Below are 17669 nucleotides of genomic sequence, written 5' to 3'. Positions count from 1 at the left end.
CGCGCGCCAGCGATCATCCAGCCAACCCGGGCAAATGTATCGATACGGACCGAACAAACAAAGTCGCCTGGTGCGTGCACCAGACGACTTGTTCACCACAACACCTGCCCGCACGGAGCGAGCGAGCGTTCGTGGCGGCCGATAGCTCAGCCGATATTGGCGGACATGTCCGGAATCATCCGATAGGCCTCGTCCTGCCAATTGGTCCACGCATGCAGACCGGCGGGCGGGAACGAATACACCACGTTCTGCGCCCCCAACGACATCATGCGGACCTGAAATGCCCTGGTATTCGCCAAAGCGAGTGTCTCGAGCGGCGAGCCCCTGAGGAGACGATCCGCGGCCACCGGGAATGGGATATTCAGATCCTCGGACATCGGCAGCCCGCTACCGGCGGCGACCCACACCCGGGTGCCGTTCTGGATCAAGCGCGGCGCGAAGACGAATGGATCCATCCGCAGCCACTGCGGGCCCCACGGCGGCGCCATCGAGTCCACGTTATAGCCGCCCGCATCGAGCATCGCCGTCCGAATCAACTCCCGCATGCCCGGCGCCGAAATATTGAGGTAGCCCGAGTACGAACCGGCGAAGCTGAACTGATCCGGGTGATAGGCCGCCAGCGTCAGCGCGGCACTGCCCCCCATCGACAGCCCGAACACACCATTGCGATTCGGATTGAAGCCCAAGCGATCCCGCAGTGCCGACCGCAGTTGCTGAGTCAGGAAGGTTTCCCAGTCGTAGCGATAGCTCTTACCCGGCCCTGCCATAAATGCCTCCGTCACACCGGATCCGGTGGACGAACCCCCCGAACCCGGCGTGACGCCGAAGAAGTTGCTCGGCGCGTTCCAGTCGGCGTAGAAGCTCGACATGCCGCCGACCGGCATGACCACGTTGATATTCCAGCTCGCGAGGACCTCGGGGACGTTGGTCTCGATCTCCCAGCCATTGAGTGTTTCCGGTGCTCGCTGGCCGTCGAGCACATAGACAACGCGGTTGGTGTTGCCGTCCGCCGCGCGCAGCACCCGGCTCTTGATCGGACCCATCACCGGGGAATCGACCCAGAAGTCGAAGGCCGCCGGGTTGAGACCCGCCGATGCGGTGGTGCCACTGCCCGTGATGGAAATCCCGAGCGGTAACAGCATTGCCGTCGCCACACCGAACACCCATTTCTTCGCCCAGGAGCCACTGGTCGCGGCGGCCGGGGAACTGGCCGAGCTTCCGGGCCTACGTTGCCAGCGCACACTTCGCATTCGACTCGACCTTTCGTCCAGATAGCCAGTCAGCAAATTTCAAGCAACTTCAACCGACCCCTCATCGGGACATAAAGACGGCCCATCCGATCCAAAGACAGACGTTCCATCTGTATGCATGCTGTTCGCACATCAATTGCCAGAGAATGCCCCTATGTTGCTGGAAAGTGATCCACCCCACAACTACCGAAGGCATCCCGCAGCTGATTCGTTGTCAACCCGGGTTTCGGACGGACGCGAGCAAACAAAAAAACCGCCCGGTGTGTGAACACACCAGGCGGTTTCGAGTTGGTCCGGGTATTACCCGATGTTGGCGGACAGATCCGGGATCATGCGATAGACCTCGGCCTCCCAGTTGTGCCAGTTGTGAATGCCGACGGACGGGAAGTCGTAGGTGACATTCTGCGCACCGAGTGTCGCCATCCGGACCTGGAAGGCCCGGGTGTTGACCAGCGCGAGCGCCTCCAGCGGCACGCCCTGGACGACGTCGAGCGCCGAGCTCGCATCGGCCGGACCGGGCAGAGCGCTACCGGCGGCCACCCAGAGCCTGGTGCCGTTCTGGATCAGTCGCGGCGCGAAGACGAACGGATCCATGCGCAGCCACTGCGGGCCCCACGGCGGCGCCATCGCGTCGATGTTGTAGCCGCCCGCGCTGATCATCGCGACGCGCAGCGCCTCGCGCATACCCGGTGCGGAGATGTTCAGGTAGCCGGAATACGAACCGGCATAGACGAACTGGTCCGGGTGGTAGGCCGAGAGCGTCAGCGCGGCGCTGCCACCCATGGACAGGCCGAAGACGCCGTTGCGGGTCGGACTGAAGCCGAGACGGTCACGCAGGGCATTGCGCAGATCGCTGGTGAGGAAGGTCTCCCACTTGTAGGTGTTCGACTTGCCGAGGGTCTCGTTCCAACCCGAGGAACCGGTCATCGCCGACCCGGAGGACGAACCGTTGGCCGAACCCGACGAACCGGTGCTCAGACCCAGGAAGTTGCCCGGTGCGTTCCAGTCCGCATAGAAGCTGGACGGGCCGCCGACCGGCATGACGACATTGATATTCCACTTGGTCAGCTCACGCGCGACCTCGGTCTCGATCTCCCAGCCGTTGAGGTCACCTCGGGCCCGCATACCGTCCAGCGCGTACACCACGCGCCCGGTATTGCCGTCCGCGGCGCGGAAGATCCGCGACTTGATCGGCCCCATGCTGGAGTCCACCCAGAAATCGAAGCCGTCCGGGTTGAACGCCGCCGACGCGGAGCCCGCCGGACCTGCTACTGACACCCCGAGCGGCAGCAAGATAGCCAGCGACATCAGCACCGACCGCTTGAGCCACGAACCGGCTCTCCGGGTTCCCGGACGTCCATTTTGCGTCCTTCGCCCGATTACGCCTCGCATCTTTTCAGGCCTTTCGTTATTCGGTCGTAGTTCGACCGCGTCTCTACGTTGACCACTGGATGGGCCCATATCGAATCGGAACGCCCCAACGGGCGCACCCACGTACCATATCGCTTCATCGATGCGCTGACGTTATCAAAAAGAGATAAAGCGATATGCGCCACGTTTAGCCGATCCTATAGAGCGACCTATAAGCAATCGCCAGTGATGCCGGTCGGTGAAAAAACTGGGCCCATGGAGGTCCATGGGCCCAGTGTGACTGAAGGTGCCCATTCGAGCGACCTGTAAGCAGTCGCTAGCGTTGGGGCTGCGGGTATGGATCCACGAGCCCGCACCGCTCGATCTCGTACTTCGGCACGCGATCGATCCGGTACTTCGCGAAGTGCAGCGCATGCAGCAGGTTGTGCTTGAAGCGGCCCCAGGTCAGCGGATCCCGGTAGGAGATATCGAGTGCCACGGTGTCCGGGCAGTTCATCGCGGTACGCGCCTGGGTGACCCACTTCTCGTCCATGTACCAGGGCATCCACGGGTGCCGATCGACCATGCCGGTATCCACCACGACCCAGTCCGGATACAGGCTCTTGTCGTGGCCGATCCGGCCGTCGGTGAGCCGGTCGGTGTGCGCGGCCAGCGGATAGGCCAGGCCCATCTGGTCGATGACGCGCACATCCAGCGGAACATTCATGCTGGTCATGCCGAGGTTCAAGAAGTAGACGGTATGTCCGGCGCCACCCTCGGGAATCGGCTGCGGCGGCGGCGCGACGTACCAGAACATGAACGACGGCGAGTTCAGCAGCAGGCCGCCGTTGGGGGTTTCGGCGATGTTGTTCACCATGGCCCGCACGCGCGGGTAGTCCAGGTAGTCCTCGGCCAGGATCGGATGGTCGTGGCCGGTATTGAGGACGTAGTAGACGCGTTCGTCGACGATGCCGGAGGCACTGATCTTGGTGCCGGACTTGATGGCGGTGGTATTGACCGCGAACAGCGCCCAGCCCGCCGTGCCGAGCAATGCGAGCGCGATCACCGCGAAGGACCAATCCCCGGCCGTCACCGTGCGCAGACCTCGGCGGTCGAAGGAGGCAACCGGCAACCGGATCGGCACCACGGCCACCGGCAGCAACAGGCAGAACAGCTGCGGCAACAGCATCCGGCCATGCATGAAGTCACCACCGACACGCAAGGCGTAGATCGTGAGGACGAATCCGCTCCCGAGCATGAGCGCGACCACCGCACTCGGGGAGCGCAGCCATTCGCGTACCCGACGCACCGTCCAGCGGCGCTCGTCCTTACCGCTGGTCTCCTCGACGGCACTCGACGAGCGGCCCGCGACGACACCGAGAACGAGCAGCACCAGCAGCGGCAGCCACAGGTAGTACGGACCGACCAGATCCCAGAGGTACTTGAAGCCCTGCCCCCACTTGGCGCCGCCCGCGTCCTTGGCGACCGCGGTATTCGGATAGGGCAGGCCGTAGTAGCCCATGCGCCAAACCTGATAGCACATCGGCACCAGCCCGGCGGCGGCAACGATCAAGGCGCGCAACACGAACGGCCGCAGCCGGGACTGCGGCATCGGGGCCAGGAAGATCATCAACAGCGACAGCGCACCGACCAGTGTCATCTCCGGACGGATCAGCGGTGCGAGTCCGGCGAGGAACACCAGTCCGAACAGCGCGGGCAGCTTCACCCGCTCGGCCTGGCTCCAGCGCAGGAGCTGCCACCACAGCAGGCCGAGCCAGCAGATGACCAGACCGCTCTCCAGCCCGGAGGTGGCATAGTCACGGGCTGGCGGCAAGGCGATGTAAACGAATACGCCCGCGGGCAGCAGCAGTGCCGATTTCGTGCCGCCCCACAGCCGCGCGGCGCCGAGCATGGCGAAGACGATCGCCAGCATCGACACCGTCAGCGCGACACCGAGGACGACATACTCCAGCCTGGCCTCGGTGAGCCAGCTGAAGAACCACACCAGATAGGTCCACGCGGTGCTGGTATTGGTCTCGACGCGCTCGCCCTCGTTGAAGACCGGCCCGTTGCCCGCCAATAGATTCCGCACCGTGCGCAGCACGATGAGGCCGTCATCGGCGATCCAGCGGCGCTGCCAGGCGCCGACCGAGAAGAGTGCGACAGTGAGCACGATCCCACCGACGAAGGTGGCTCGGGATAGCCTGGCGAACCGCAAGGCCGAACGAGCCGGCCCTTCGGCCGGCTCCTCCGTTACTTGTGCTGTTCGCTCCACTTCCTCTACCAACACTTCGTCAGGTGAGATAGACAGCGACACCTACCGCTCCGATCCAGGCGATTGCGAGGAACTGGAGGATGCGATCCCCCAGCGCGATCTCTTCGGGTTCACCGGCCTCGCCGCCATCGACGTCGACCGCGTAACGCAGGATTGCGATGGTAAACGGAATCATCGAGATCGCGAACCAGTTGGTGTGCTTCAGGCTGTCCTGTTGGAACGCCCACAGGCCGTAGAACACCACCACCGCGGTCGCGGCGAGAGTCCAGATGAAGCGCAGATATGTCGGGGTGTAGTACTCCAGCGACTTGCGGATCTTGGCGCCGGTACTCAGCGCGATCTGCAGTTCGGCATAGCGCTTACCCGCGGCCATGAACAGCGAGCCGAACGCCATGATCAGCAGGAACCATTGCGACAGGTCGATATTGGCGGCCGCGCCACCGGCGACCGCGCGCAGCAGGAAGCCCGAGGACACGATGCAGATGTCCAGCACCGCCTGGTGCTTGAGACCGAAGCAGTAGGCCAGCTGGATACCGATGTAGACGGTCATCACCACGGCCAGATGCCAGGAGGCCAGGAACGATCCGGTGATCGAGCCGACCAGCAGCACCAGCGACAGCGCGTAGGCCAGATTCACCGGGACGACGCCCGCGGCGATCGGGCGGTACCGCTTGGTCGGGTGCGCCCGGTCTGCCTCCACATCGAGTGCGTCGTTGACCAGGTAGATGCCCGAGGCCGCCATGCAGAAGACCACGAAGGCGATGCCGACATGGCCGAGCACGCTGAGTTCGGTCGCGGTATCCGGACCTGCGGCCAGCGGCGCGGCGAGCACGAGCACGTTCTTGACCCACTGACGCGGGCGGACGGCCTTGAACAGCCCGCCGGCCAGTGTCTTGGGCGGACCCTTGACTACTGCTTCGGCTAGGTCCGTGCTGGTCGGCTCTTCACTCATGTCAACGAACGTCTTTTCTTGTGCGGTCACTATCGAGTCTCTTTTCGGCGGCAAGCACAACAGCGGCGGACGCGGCGCCGAGCGCGGAACCGGCGAGCACGTCGGAGGGATAGTGCACCCCGAGCACAACCCGGGAGAGCAACATCGGTGGGACGAGCACCGCAGGCAAGGGTAGCCCGGTCAGTCTGCCGAGCAACACCGCCGCTGCCGTGGTCGAGGTCGCGTGCGAGGACGGAAAGCTCAGCTTGCTCGGCGTCGAGACGTTGACCTGCACCGATGGATCGTTCGGGCGCGGGCGCCGGACGATCCGCTTGATGACGATCGATGCCGCGTGCGCACCGACCGCGCCGACCGCGACCCCGGCCCACTGCCGACGCCGCGGTTTGTCGACGAGCCAGCCCGCCGCCGCGATGCCGATCCAGCCGAGCGCGTGCTCACCGAAATGCGACATGCCGCGCGCGGCCTTGATCACCTCGGGTTTGGTGCCGATGCTCGCCTGAACGGCGTTGATGATCTTGACCTCGGGCGGCTGCGGCGCCGACGGCACCGCGGATACCGGACCACCGTGGCCGTTCGCACTCGAGTGCACCGCGGTGTTGTCGTCCGCGGCTGTGGCTTCCAGACTCACTGCTGCTCATCCTTCGTGTCGATACCGAAGACGTTCTCCCAGGCCGCCGTGCTGGTCAGCATCGGGTGGGCGGCGCGGTAGCGCTGCTGCATCTCCGGGAACCGGGCGGCCAATTCCTTGCGCAGCCGCATGGCCTCCTTGAACAGGCCGAGGGCCTGGCGCGGATCACGCTTGCGGTAGACCACGCCGCGGCCGTCCGCGGTGGTGACGGTGACGCCGTCGACCTGCGAGAGCAGGAACCAACGGGCATCCAGTGTCGGCACATTCAGCTGCGGACGCTCGTGGTGTTCGGTATCGGCCGGGCGGAAGTTGTGCACGATGCCCTTGGCCAGGCGGACCACCTTGGCGATCGGATTCGCCGGTTCACCGACCGCGCCGACGCCGATGTGGCTGGCCAGCGGCAGTTCGGTGGAGGACGGCAGGATCACCGCATCCGGATACTGCTTGCGCATTTCATGCACAACGCCGAGGGCGCTCGGCAGCAGTTGGAACAGTCGCTCCGGTCCGGCGAGGAAGTCCATGATCGCCAGGTTCTGGATGGCGACGGTCGAATACTCCAGGCAGAGCAGGTGTTTCAGGGTCGCCTTGACGGTATTGACGACCATGCCGCGACCGTTGCCCGGCAGCTGCAGCGAGGCGACCACGAGACGGTTGCGCAGGTGGAAGTACGCCTGCCAGTCGATCGCGTCGTCCTTATCGCTCCAGGCCATATGCCAGACGGCGGCGCCGGGCAGGGTGACGGTGGGGTAGCCGTGATCGCGGGCGCGCAGCCCGTATTCGACGTCGTCCCACTTCAGGAACAGCGGCAGCGGCTGACCGATCTCCTCGGCGACCTGGCGCGGGATCACGCAGGTCCACCAGCCGTTGAAGTCGACGTCGATGCGCCGATGCAGCAGCTTGGAGTTGTCGCGGTCCTTGAGCGGGTACTTCGAGAAGTCGTGGTCGTATTCGACATTCGGCGCGGAGGTCCACATGAAGATGCCGCGGTCCACGACCTCACCCATGCTGTGCAGATGTGAGCGCTCCTGCAGATTGAGCATCTGCCCGCCGACCAGCATGGGCGATTTGGCGAAGCGGGCGAAGGCCAGCGCGCGCAGGATCGAATCGGGTTCGATCTCGATGTCGTCGTCCATGTAGACGATGTACTGGGCGGCGGTGGTTTTCAGCGCCTCGTACATGACCCGGCTGTAGCCGCCCGAACCGCCGAGGTTGGGCTGATTGCGAATGGCGAGCCGATCGCCGAGCACCGCGGCGGCCTCGGTGAAGCCGGGCTCGTCGATCACCTTGCGATTGCCCTGATCGGCGACGATGACCGCGGCGATCTTTTCCAGCACCAGCGGGTCCGAACCGAGCGCGCCAAGGGTTTTCACCAGATCGGTCGGCCGGTTGAAGGTCGGCATGCCGACCGCGATGGTGCCATCGCCGGGCGCCTCGACCGGTGCGTACCAACCGCCCGCGAGCAGCGTGACGGCGGTATCGGTGGTGATGTCGAACCAGATCCAGCCGCCGTCCTCGAACGGGGCGAGGTCGGTTTCGAATTCCACGTGCACCGATTCGGCACCGGGCGCGACCGCGAATTCCTTGCCCTGCACGTGGATCCGCGAGCCGTCCGCCTTCGAGCGGTAGACGTCCACGCGGCCGTGCCCGGCGAGTTCGAGCCGCAGCACCACCGACTTCAGGATGCTCCAGCGGCGCCAGTAGCTCGCGGGCAACGCGTTGAAGTAGGTGCAGAACGACACCTCCGACTCCGCGCCCACCGACAGCGAGGTGCGGGTGGTGGCGTGCGCGCGCCGGGCATTGGTCGGCGACTCCTCCAGGTAGAGGGTGCGCACATCCAGCGGTTCACCCGGCCGCGGCAGGATGATGCGCTGCAGCAGCGACTTCGCGCGGGTTTCGGAGGTCATATCTTCCAGGATCGATTGGGAGGTCATTCGTCGCTTTCAGCGTCAATGCGGGACACCCGCACCCGGTCGGCTTCGATGAGCAAGGCTTCGCCAGTGTCGCTCATCTACGCCTCCTGGTCCGAAAGAGGTTCGCCCGACTCCAGGTGCGGCCGCAGGACATTGTCGAACATGCTGAGCGCGCTGCCGATGGCCATATGCATATCCAGGTACTGGTAGGTGCCGAGGCGACCGCCGAAAAGCACCTTCGCCGTCGCGGTTTCCTTTTTCGCCAGCACCCGGTACGCGGTGAGCTTGGCGCGGTCCTCCGGCGTATTGATCGGGTAGTACGGCTCGTCACCGGTCTGCGCGAAACGGGAGTATTCGCGCATGATCACGGTCTTGTCGCTCGGGTAGCTGTCGCGCTCCGGGTGGAAGTGCCGCGGTTCGATGATGCGGGTGTACGGCACATCCGCATCGTTGTAGTTCATAACCGAGGTGCCCTGGAAGTCACCGGTTTCGAGCACTTCGGTCTCGAAATCGATGGTGCGCCAGCCGAGTTCGCCCTCGCTGTAGTCGAAGTAGCGGTCCACCGGTCCGGTGTAGACGACCGGGGCGTCCGGGTTCTCGGCGCGGATCTGCGCACGCACGTCGAACCAGTCGGTATTCAGCCGGACCTCGATGAGCTCGGAGGCGGCCATATTCTCCAGCCACTTCGTGTAGCCCGCTTTGGGCAGGCCCTCGTAGGTGTCGTTGAAGTAGCGGTTGTCGAAGGTGTAGCGCACCGGCAGGCGGGTGATATTGCCCGCGGGCAATTCCTTCGGATCGGTCTGCCACTGCTTGGCGGTGTAGTCGCGCACGAATGCCTCGTAGAGCGGGCGGCCGATCAGCGAGATCGCCTTCTCTTCGAGGTTCTGCGCGTCCTTGGTCTCGACCTCCGAGGCCTGTTCGGCGATCAGCTTGCGCGCATCGTCGGGGGTGAAGTAGCGGCCGAAGAACTGGGAGATCAGACCGAGGCCCATCGGGAACTGATACGCCTGCCCCTTGTGCATCGCGAAGACCCGGTGCTGGTAGCCGGTGAACTCGGTGAACTGGGTCACGTAGTCCCACACGCGCTTGTTCGAGGTGTGGAACAGATGGGCCCCGTACTTGTGCACCTCGATCCCGGTCTGTGGCTCCGGCTCCGAATAGGCGTTGCCGCCGAGGTGGTAGCGACGATCAATCACCAGCACCCGTTTGCCGAGCAGATCGGCGGCGCGCTCGGCGACGGTCAGCCCGAAGAATCCTGAGCCGACGACGATCAGATCGAACTGTGAGGCGGAGTTTGCGGAGTTACCAGGGGACGATGCGACGGTCACGGGTGCCCAGCGTATCGGAAGTCCGCGCGCGGGCCGGGTGGAGTCGCGACCTGGGCGCACCAGTCGACGGATGCCATCGGAATTTCTCCTGGAGTTTGCCGAAACGACTACGTCACGGCAACACAGCGGCTATTACATACGGACGCGAACTGATCACATGTCCAGTTAGTGACCGCGCGTTGGTTCGTCGACTGCACCAACGACCGACCGACCCCGGAAGACCTGATGATGCGGAATTTCCATGTCCCGTTGCTCGCGCTGTTCACGGTGCTGGGTGCGGCGGTAGTCGTCCCGTCGCCCGCGACCGCCGCGGACTTCGATTCGCTGGCAGCAACACCTGTTGTCGATACGGTGTGCGATACCGGTGCACCCACCTTCGACGACATCGTCACCGCCGCCACAACCGCGCTGCGGACGGCGGTTCCGGGCGAGCGGGTCGCGGCCTTCGACTATCAGGTCGCCGATTTCCGCGGCACCATCGCCGCGGCGCGGGTGCATAGGGACGGACTGCCGGTCGCACCGTCGGCGGTGAACGAGCGCACCGACCAGCTACGGTGCACCGATCCTGAAGGGCGTCATGCAGCCCATGTGCGCCGGGTAGCCGTCCTGAGCGCGGCCACTCCTACGGCGATTCCGCCGGAATGACGCGCTGAGCCGGGCCTTCCCACAAACCTCACATCGCCAGTGTCGGCATCCCGACGTCGATACCCATGCGCTGCACCGCCTTCGCCTTCGTGCGCACCAGCGCCTCGCGCGGACCGCGCGCGATATCTCGGGCGAGGCGGCCGACGGTATCCATCAGCTCCGCCGCGGGCACGACCTCCGCGACCAGGCCGATACGCAGCGCCTCGGCGGCATCGATGCGACGTCCCGACAGGGTGAGGTACCGCGCGGCCGCACCGCCGACCAGCTCCGCCAACGGGCGGTAGAGCACATCGGCGAAGGCCTGTTCCGGATGCGCGAAAACCGCGGTCTCCGAGGCGATACGGATATCGCAGAGGGTCGCCAGATCGAATCCGCCCGCGAGGGCCGGGCCGTCGACCGCGGCGATGGTCGGCAGCGGGAAACGCAGCACGGTGTGGTGGAACCGGTCGCTGGAGGGCCAAAGAGCCTGCTGGACAGCGGGATCCGTGGCACCGAATTCCCGCAGATCGAAACCCGCGGAGAAGACGCCGCCCGCACCGGTGATTACGACGACCTTGACCGACTCGTCACCGACCAGGGCATCCAGTGCATCGCTGACCTCGTCACGCATCGCGATGGACAGCGCGTTCTTCTTGGCCTGCCAGTTGAGTGTGAGCGTGGCGACGGCATCTTCGGATCGGGAGATTTCGACGAGTTGCATGCGAATCCTGACTGGAGCGATCGTCATAGTTGTGGGTCCAGCGTATGGAGATCGCTCCGACGACCGTGATCCTGGGCACCTTCAAGAGTGCGCTGACCGCACCACCCGGCCGCTACACGAGATCGCGCCGCTGATCAGCGCCCATATTTCGGCCTCGAATCGGGAGTCGTACCGCCAGGGCGATCCGGCCGGCCGCGCGTGCGTCACTCCGGAAAACCGATATCCGACTCGACGGCGGCGCGGTCGGTATACATGCGCCAATAGTGCTCGCCCAGTTCGTCATTGGCCATCCGGACGATCTCGAGTCCGGCCGGGAACAGTTCCGGCTGCTCGTCGACCAGGCGCTCGGCCTTGCTGTTGCCGATCAGCGCACCGATATTGAGCAGGCCGACGTAGACGCCGGTGCCTTGCAGTTCGACCGCGAGCTGACGAATGTAGGTGCGCTGCGCACCGAGTGCGACGCCGAAATTGGACAGATACGGGACCGGATACCTGTCGGAGTATCCGGACGAGAACAGCAGTGCGCCGTCACCGCGCTCGATCATCGCGGGCGCGAGCGCGCGGACCATCCAGATCGGTGAGTAGACCTTCAATTCCAGCGGCACGCGCAGGTTGACGGCGTCGACATCGAGGGTGGTCGGGATGCGGTCGACCGCATCACCCGCGGCGCCGTGCATCGCGACATCGATCCGGCCGAACCTGTCGGTGATGTCGTCGACCACGCTGTACAGCTGTTTTTCGTCGGTGAGATCGGCGGGAAAAGCGGCGGCCTCGATGCCTTCGGCGGCCAGTTCCGCGACATGGCCGCGGGCCTTGTCCGGATCCCGGCCGATGACCGCCACCCGGAACCCTTCCCGACCGAACCGCCGTCCGGTCCCCATGCCGAGCCCTGGCCCGAAGCCGAATACCGCGATCGTCTTGGTCATACTTCCTCGCTAAGTTGAGCAGTGGTTCAAGTTAGCGTCGACAGTAGCAGTAAGTTGAACCTAGGCTCAAGATAAATTCGGTACCGGATTTGTAGGATCGGCAAATGCCCGTGGACAAGCCGTTACGCAGCGATGCCCGACGCAACCGGGACGCGCTCGTCAACGCCGCCCGCGAGGTCTTCGAGGAACGCGGCCTGGACGCGCCGCTCAAGGAAGTCGCCGCCCGCGCCGGCGTCGCCATCGGCACGCTCTACAACCGCTTCCCCACCCGCGACGACCTCATCGCCGCGGCCGTCGAGGACCGCATCGAGGCGGGCGGGCGCATCGCCCAGGAGGCGATCGAAATCGCGGACCCCTGGGACGCTTTCGTCTACCTGGTCGAGAAGGTCTGCGAACTCCAGGCCGCCGACCGCCTACTCAGCGACCTCGCCCTGCGCGTCGCCCCCAGCCCCGCGATTGCGCGCGCGCAGGAATACGGCCACGGCCTGATGCGCCGAATCGTCACCCGCGCTCAGGAATCCGGTGCCCTGCGCCCCGACTGGGTCCTGGAAGACATCGCCTTCATCACCTGGTCGCACACCCGCATCATCGAGGCCACCGCCAAAATCGCCCCCGAAGCCTGGCGCCGCCACCTCGCCCTGGTCCTGGACGGCCTCCGAGCCAGCGCCGCCCACCCCCTACCGGTGCCCCCGATCACCGAAGATCAGCTGATGCAAGCGCTCAAAGGTTAGCTTCCCGCCATCCGAAAGCACCCGTTGAGCTTCGGCGGGAGTATGTCAGCGCGACCGAACGACCTGTTGGCCAAGGTTACTGATACGGATATGGCGGTTGCCCGGCAGGAGGCTGCTGCTGCGGATATTGCAAAGGCTGAAATGTGGGCTGCGGATAGGGATCCGGTGCCTGCTGGCCATACGGTGCAGCTGACGTCTGGCCATACGGCGCGGGGTGCGAGTACGGCGTGGCCGACGGCGGCACGGGCTGACCGTACGGCACGGGTTGCGCATACGGCTGCACCGGCTGGCCGTAGAGCAGCGGCAACGGCGGGCGATGGCGGTCGGCGATCCAACTGCCGGTCGAGCCGACCGCGGCCATAGCCAACGTTATGAGCATAAGGAGGCCGCCCATCGCCGAATTCGGGCTCAACACACGGAACATGACAACGCCGATAAGCAAGTCCACCAGAGCCAACGCGCAGCCCAGGATCACCATCACGCGCCCAATGGTCGAGCGGCAGAGCAGCAGGATGCCGCCGACGATCAGCAGGAATGCGATGAATCCGGCCGTGACCGCGGCGAACTGCACCTTGCCAGGGAGAAACTTGGAATCGATCGACGCGATCGACGCGGCCCCCAAGGCGTGCAAGCCGCCACCGATCAGCGCGAGCACACCCCCGGTGATTCCGGAGTGCCCCCTTGCGGGCTCCTGCGGCGGATAGCCGAACGGCGATTGCCGACTGTAACCCTGATGTCCAGGTCGGCCGTATGGATAGCTCAACGAGATCCCTCCCACAGTGATCGCGAAACTGTACCGTGCTAGGCGGTTTCGCTTGACGGCCGTTCGTCGGATACCCGCACGCGACGTCAGATAACCGGTCGGCACGACGCATACATTGCGCGACCTGCGCGAGGTCGCCATCAGGTGTGTGCGAACCTCCTGGTGACCGACCGGGCGGTCAGTGGGTGAGGGCGCGGTGGGTGGGGCGGGGTGCAGTCCAGCGAGCGGTGTACCTGTTGGCGGTCAAGAGGAGAATGAGGAGAGGTTGAGCGAGGTCTATCGCGGTGCGGAGCAGGTTTTCCTGGATCAGGGCGGTCATCTGGCCGACCAGGCCGAAGCAGGGTGACACCCAGATCGGGTGATCGGTGGTGGACCACCAGAAGATGCCGAGGCCGAATTCGTAATCGGTGAGCGAAACGGCAAGTCCGACAACACTGATCGTGATCGACAGACCGGACGCGATGATCAGTGTGTACCGCCCGGTCTCGTCCTGCCGCCAGAGCCGGATACCGCCGAAGATCATGGCGGCAGCCATCAGCGCCGCCGCCGGCGTGGTGAAGATGACGAGCGAATTGTCGAACCGGCTTCGATCGTGGAGGAAGTCGACGACAAGCGAGGTGCCCCCGACCAGACTCCCCAGCCCATACAGCACAGCAAGCACCGCGCCGGTCTGCGCGACCAAGCCGCTCGGCGGCCGATCCCCACTCCGGTACAGCATGACCGACGCTCCTCCCCACTAGTTGTGGACGTTTCGATCCTACGGCCGCCCTGCCGGATGCGGTGCTGTCGATTCGGCCGCAACCCGTCGATCGGTCTTCCGCGCGGCGGTGCCTGTACGAAGACGGGCAATATCGCCGAGAGTGCCCGCACGAACATCGCGTGCGGGCACTCTGCTATCCAGCGCGGAAACCGCGGGGCTATCCAGCGCGGAAACCGCGGGGTTATCCAGCGCCGGAACCGCGGGGAAATCCGGCGCCGGAACCGCGGGTTACGGGAACCCTGTCGACCTACCGCAGGTTGGCCTCGGCGTACGCCCTCATCGCGTCGCGCACGAATTCGGTTGTGCCGTCACCGTGTACGTCGTAGTTGGCCGCGAAACGCGGGTCGGCGACGTACATTTCGCCGAGTCCGGCGAAATACTCGTAGGACGGGCGGCGCTGGGAACCGACCCCGACCCAGTCGTAGTGACGCGCGGCGATCGCCTGGACCGCAGCGTTGTCGGGGGCGAGTCCGGCGGCGTGTGCTCGGCCATAGTCGGCGGCGATATCCAGGTGGGTCTGGAAATAGGCCTGCTTCTCCGCCTCGCTGAGCGAGCGCCACCAGCGGTCGCCGCTTTCGTAGGCGTCCTTGCCCCAGCGTTCGATCACCTCATCCTTGTACCGAGTGTGGTCGAAACCGTCGAAAACCTCTGCTGCCATGAGTTGTTCACCTCGTTCCGTCTTGTGCAGCGTGGTGGTTACCGACTCGATCTGGCGCCGGATCCGATCCTGTTCCTGCCGAAGCAATTCCAGGTGCGCGCGCAGCGCGGCGGCGGTGTCCTGTTCGCCCGCCAGAACTTCGGCGATCACCGGAAGGCCGAGTCCGAGTTCCCGTAGCAGCAGGATGCGTTGCAGCCGAACCAGGGAGTCCTGGTCGTAGTAGCGGTAGCCGTTGGCGCCGATCCGGCTCGGCGGCAGCAGCCCGAGCTGCCCGTAGTGGCGCAGCGTTCGGCTGGTGGTACCGGCCGCCTTGGCCAGATCCTGGATGGACCATTCGGTGCCCGCTCGCATGACCTGTTCTCCCTTCTTTCTCGTCGGTGCAACCAGCTTGCAAGTTGACGCTACGTCAGGGTCAAGCCTTTTCGGCTAGCGTGCCCCGACCGGCACCCGAGGCACTTCCACAGCGGGTGCGATCCGCGGCTTTGCGATCATCTGACCGAGCAGCGTGCCGCCGAGCGCGATACCGAGTCCGAGCACCTGCAGCGGGCTCAGCGCCTGACCGAGTGCGATCCACCCGATCACGGCCGCCGATACCGGGCTGAGCAGTCCGAGGAAGGCGACCGAGGTCGCGGACACCCTGGCAATGCCGCGGAACCAGAGGAAGTAGGCCAATGCCGTGCCGATGACGCCGAGGTACAGGTAGCCGCCGACAGCCCGGCCGTCGAGTGCGGGCGGCGCACCCTCGATCAGGACGGCGAGCGGTGCGATGAACAGCCCGCCCGCGGTGAGCTGCCAGCCGGTGATCGCGAGCGGGCCGACGCCTTCGGGTCGACCCCAGCGCTGGGTGAGCACGGTGCCCAATGCCATGGATGCGGCACCGACAAGTCCGGCGATGACGCCGACCGTATCGAGTTGCGCATTGGCGCGCAGCACCACGAGTGCGACACCGAAGACCCCGATCAGGCCCGCGATCACCTTGCGCCCGTTCGGCTTCTCGGCAAGTACGACGGTCGCGAAGGCCAGTGCGAACATCGGTGCGACCGCGCCGAGTACACCGGCGACACCGCCGGGCAGCCGATACGCGGCGAGGAACAACAAGGGGAAGAACGCGCCGATATTGAGGACACCGAGTGCGGCCGCGCGCCCGACCCAGACTCCGCGCGGCAGTACGCGGGTGATGGCGAGCAGCACGAGCCCGGCGGGCAGTGCGCGCATCAGCGCGGTGAACAGTGGGCGGTCCGGCGGCAGGAATTCGGTGGTCACGGCGTAGGTGGACCCCCACGCGATCGGGGCGAGCGCGGCGAGCGCCAGGGTGCCGGCGTGGGAATCACGCGTGGCGGTCGTTGTTGTCATGTTGGTCGCTCCTCATTGATAATCTCAATGTTGAAATATCTACTCGTTGGATACCTCACCGTCAAGTAGATGAATGTTGAGATAATTACTATCGAGAGGAACGCCATGGCCGACGCGATCGATCTGTTCACCGCGCACTGGAACCGGGAACGGCCGGACGTCGACGTGTCACCGATGGCGGTGATCGGGCGCATCCAGCGGCTGTCGCGCCTGCTGGAGCAGGACCTGAAGAAGTTCTTCGCCGGACACGGCATGGAGTTCTGGGAGTTCGACATGCTCGCGACCCTGCGGCGCTCCGGCGGCGCCGACGGACTCACCGCAGGCGCACTGAACCAGGTCGCCATGCTCACCTCGGGCGCCATCACCAACCGCATCGACCGGCTCACCGCAAAAGGCCTGGTCGAACGCGCCCCCTGCCCAGAGGACCGCAGGGCGATCCGCGTCCAATTGACCGCGGCGGGCCGCACCCTGATCGACAACCTGCTGCCTTTGCACATGGCAAACGAGCAACGCCTGCTCGCCGCGCTCGATGAACAGGACCGCAGTCACCTGGCAGCTCTCCTGCGCACCCTGACCGAATCACTGGGCGACACCGCATCGTCCTGATTCCACGCCCGCCCCACCGACAACTCCTGTCGCGCAGACGAATTCGCCAACGCGGCGGAGGACGATCGTGCCGAAGCCACAGCTACCTATCCGCCGAGGTCGACCACGCGGGACAAGCCACAACAACGGGGCAGAACTCGCAACGATCGTGCATCAGCGCCCAGAGCGGGCACGAAGCGCGACCGGAGCCGGTTTCAGCTTCGACCCATACGCCCTTGTCGCACAACCGGATTCGCCAACATGGCATAGACAGCAGTGTTGGAAGGCACTCGCAGCCGCTGAGCAGGAGCCAACAGCCCAAAAGGACGCGTCACGCATCCCAGCAGCGGCAATCCGGCGGCAGTCGCGGTGTCGTGAGCCGAGGTCAGCGGCCCGAATGGGCGCGGAACGGGACTAGAGCTCTTCGTTCAGCTCCGACTCCTGGCTCGTTGGCGCAGCCCAGGAGATCGCGGGGGCGCGTGAGGGCGGCGGGGTCGGGGTCGATGCGGTGGTCGGGGCTGCGGTGGTCCCGGGCGGGGCCGAGTCCGCTGGCGCGGCGGCGCTGCCTGGTGCTGCGGAATATCCCGGCGACAAGGCATTTCCGGGCTCGGACGCGCCGCCGGGCAATGTGTTCCCTGGCGCGGGATCGCCGCCGGGCGCGAGGCTTTCGGGCCGGGCGCCGCCGTCCGGCACCACACTCTCGGACGGTGCACTGCCACCAGGCATCACACCCTCGGGCACGACATCCCCACCAGGCGCAAGGCTTTCGGGCCGGGCGCCGCCGTCCGGCACCACACTCTCGGACGGTGCACTGCCACCAGGCATCACACCCTCGGGCGCGACATCCCCACCAGG

16 protein-coding genes and 1 pseudogene are annotated in these 17669 nt (G+C 65.4%); 3 read left to right on the top strand and 14 right to left on the bottom strand.

Annotated features, from left to right (window positions below; translation table 11 throughout):
* Window positions 1-146 precede the first annotated feature (146 nt).
* The 7 genes from AB0L58_RS19135 to glf form a co-directional block, all read right to left on the bottom strand.
* Entirely contained in the window at window positions 147-1250 is a 1104-nt protein-coding gene (locus AB0L58_RS19135; RefSeq protein ID WP_364388367.1) for an alpha/beta hydrolase family protein, read from the bottom strand.
* 300 nt (window positions 1251-1550) lie between these two features.
* Window positions 1551-2558 carry an alpha/beta hydrolase family protein gene (locus tag AB0L58_RS19130; RefSeq protein WP_364388364.1) on the bottom strand — a complete coding sequence of 336 codons (1008 nt, stop codon included), beginning with the start codon at window positions 2556-2558 and terminating at the stop codon, window positions 1551-1553.
* Between the two features lie 379 nt (window positions 2559-2937).
* Complete coding sequence (zomB, locus tag AB0L58_RS19125) at window positions 2938-4875, bottom strand: flagellar motor control protein ZomB (RefSeq protein ID WP_364388361.1); 1938 nt, start codon at window positions 4873-4875, stop codon at window positions 2938-2940.
* A gap of 19 nt (window positions 4876-4894) precedes the next feature.
* Window positions 4895-5827, bottom strand: coding sequence for a decaprenyl-phosphate phosphoribosyltransferase (locus AB0L58_RS19120; protein ID WP_364388359.1), 933 nt, complete (start codon window positions 5825-5827; stop codon window positions 4895-4897).
* A 1-nt stretch (window position 5828) separates the two neighbouring features.
* Complete coding sequence (locus tag AB0L58_RS19115; protein WP_364388820.1) at window positions 5829-6374, bottom strand: phosphatase PAP2 family protein; 546 nt, start codon at window positions 6372-6374, stop codon at window positions 5829-5831.
* Window positions 6375-6451: 77 nt separating this feature from the next.
* Window positions 6452-8386: a glycosyltransferase gene (locus tag AB0L58_RS19110; protein WP_364388357.1), complete on the bottom strand. Its 1935-nt coding sequence runs from the start codon at window positions 8384-8386 to the stop codon at window positions 6452-6454.
* A 77-nt stretch (window positions 8387-8463) separates the two neighbouring features.
* Entirely contained in the window at window positions 8464-9693 is a 1230-nt protein-coding gene (gene glf / locus AB0L58_RS19105) for a UDP-galactopyranose mutase (RefSeq protein ID WP_364388355.1), read from the bottom strand.
* Between the two features lie 225 nt (window positions 9694-9918).
* Between glf and AB0L58_RS19100 the strand changes: the two genes are divergently transcribed.
* Complete coding sequence (locus AB0L58_RS19100) at window positions 9919-10338, top strand: hypothetical protein (protein ID WP_364388353.1); 420 nt, start codon at window positions 9919-9921, stop codon at window positions 10336-10338.
* 28 nt (window positions 10339-10366) lie between these two features.
* On the opposite strand, the gene AB0L58_RS19095 is transcribed toward AB0L58_RS19100, so the two are convergent.
* Together AB0L58_RS19095 and AB0L58_RS19090 are read right to left on the bottom strand one after the other, a co-directional pair.
* A complete protein-coding gene (locus AB0L58_RS19095; RefSeq protein WP_364388351.1) occupies window positions 10367-11038 on the bottom strand; it encodes an enoyl-CoA hydratase/isomerase family protein in 672 nt (223 codons plus the stop codon).
* 203 nt (window positions 11039-11241) lie between these two features.
* Window positions 11242-11964: an SDR family oxidoreductase gene (locus AB0L58_RS19090; protein WP_364388349.1), complete on the bottom strand. Its 723-nt coding sequence runs from the start codon at window positions 11962-11964 to the stop codon at window positions 11242-11244.
* Between the two features lie 104 nt (window positions 11965-12068).
* On the opposite strand from AB0L58_RS19090, the gene AB0L58_RS19085 reads away from it, so the two are divergent.
* Entirely contained in the window at window positions 12069-12695 is a 627-nt protein-coding gene (locus AB0L58_RS19085; protein WP_364388347.1) for a helix-turn-helix domain-containing protein, read from the top strand.
* A 76-nt stretch (window positions 12696-12771) separates the two neighbouring features.
* On the opposite strand, the gene AB0L58_RS19080 is transcribed toward AB0L58_RS19085, so the two are convergent.
* The 4 genes from AB0L58_RS19080 to AB0L58_RS19065 all read right to left on the bottom strand — a co-directional run bounded on the left by AB0L58_RS19080 (window position 12772) and on the right by AB0L58_RS19065 (window position 16229).
* Window positions 12772-13350 carry a hypothetical protein gene (locus AB0L58_RS19080; protein ID WP_364388345.1) on the bottom strand — a complete coding sequence of 193 codons (579 nt, stop codon included), beginning with the start codon at window positions 13348-13350 and terminating at the stop codon, window positions 12772-12774.
* Window positions 13351-13636: 286 nt separating this feature from the next.
* On the bottom strand, window positions 13637-14176 hold the full coding sequence (locus AB0L58_RS19075; protein WP_364388343.1) for a hypothetical protein: 540 nt from the start codon (window positions 14174-14176) through the stop codon (window positions 13637-13639).
* Between the two features lie 289 nt (window positions 14177-14465).
* Window positions 14466-15227 carry a MerR family transcriptional regulator gene (locus AB0L58_RS19070; RefSeq protein WP_364388341.1) on the bottom strand — a complete coding sequence of 254 codons (762 nt, stop codon included), beginning with the start codon at window positions 15225-15227 and terminating at the stop codon, window positions 14466-14468.
* Between the two features lie 75 nt (window positions 15228-15302).
* The gene (locus AB0L58_RS19065) at window positions 15303-16229 is read right to left on the bottom strand and encodes an EamA family transporter (protein ID WP_364388338.1); all 927 of its coding nucleotides are present in this window, start codon (window positions 16227-16229) and stop codon (window positions 15303-15305) included.
* 105 nt (window positions 16230-16334) lie between these two features.
* Here AB0L58_RS19065 and AB0L58_RS19060 point away from each other — a divergent pair, with 105 nt between their 5' ends.
* Window positions 16335-16835, top strand: a complete 501-nt coding sequence (locus tag AB0L58_RS19060) for a MarR family transcriptional regulator (protein WP_364388336.1) — start codon at window positions 16335-16337, stop codon at window positions 16833-16835.
* 393 nt (window positions 16836-17228) lie between these two features.
* Here AB0L58_RS19060 and AB0L58_RS19055 read toward each other — a convergent pair.
* Window positions 17229-17669, bottom strand: a pseudogene (locus AB0L58_RS19055) (hypothetical protein); the annotation flags it as partial.

Origin of the sequence: Nocardia sp. NPDC052112 (assembly GCF_040680135.1) — a bacterium.
Lineage (GTDB): Bacteria > Actinomycetota > Actinomycetes > Mycobacteriales > Mycobacteriaceae > Nocardia.
This window is presented reverse-complemented; position numbering and strand designations above follow the sequence as displayed.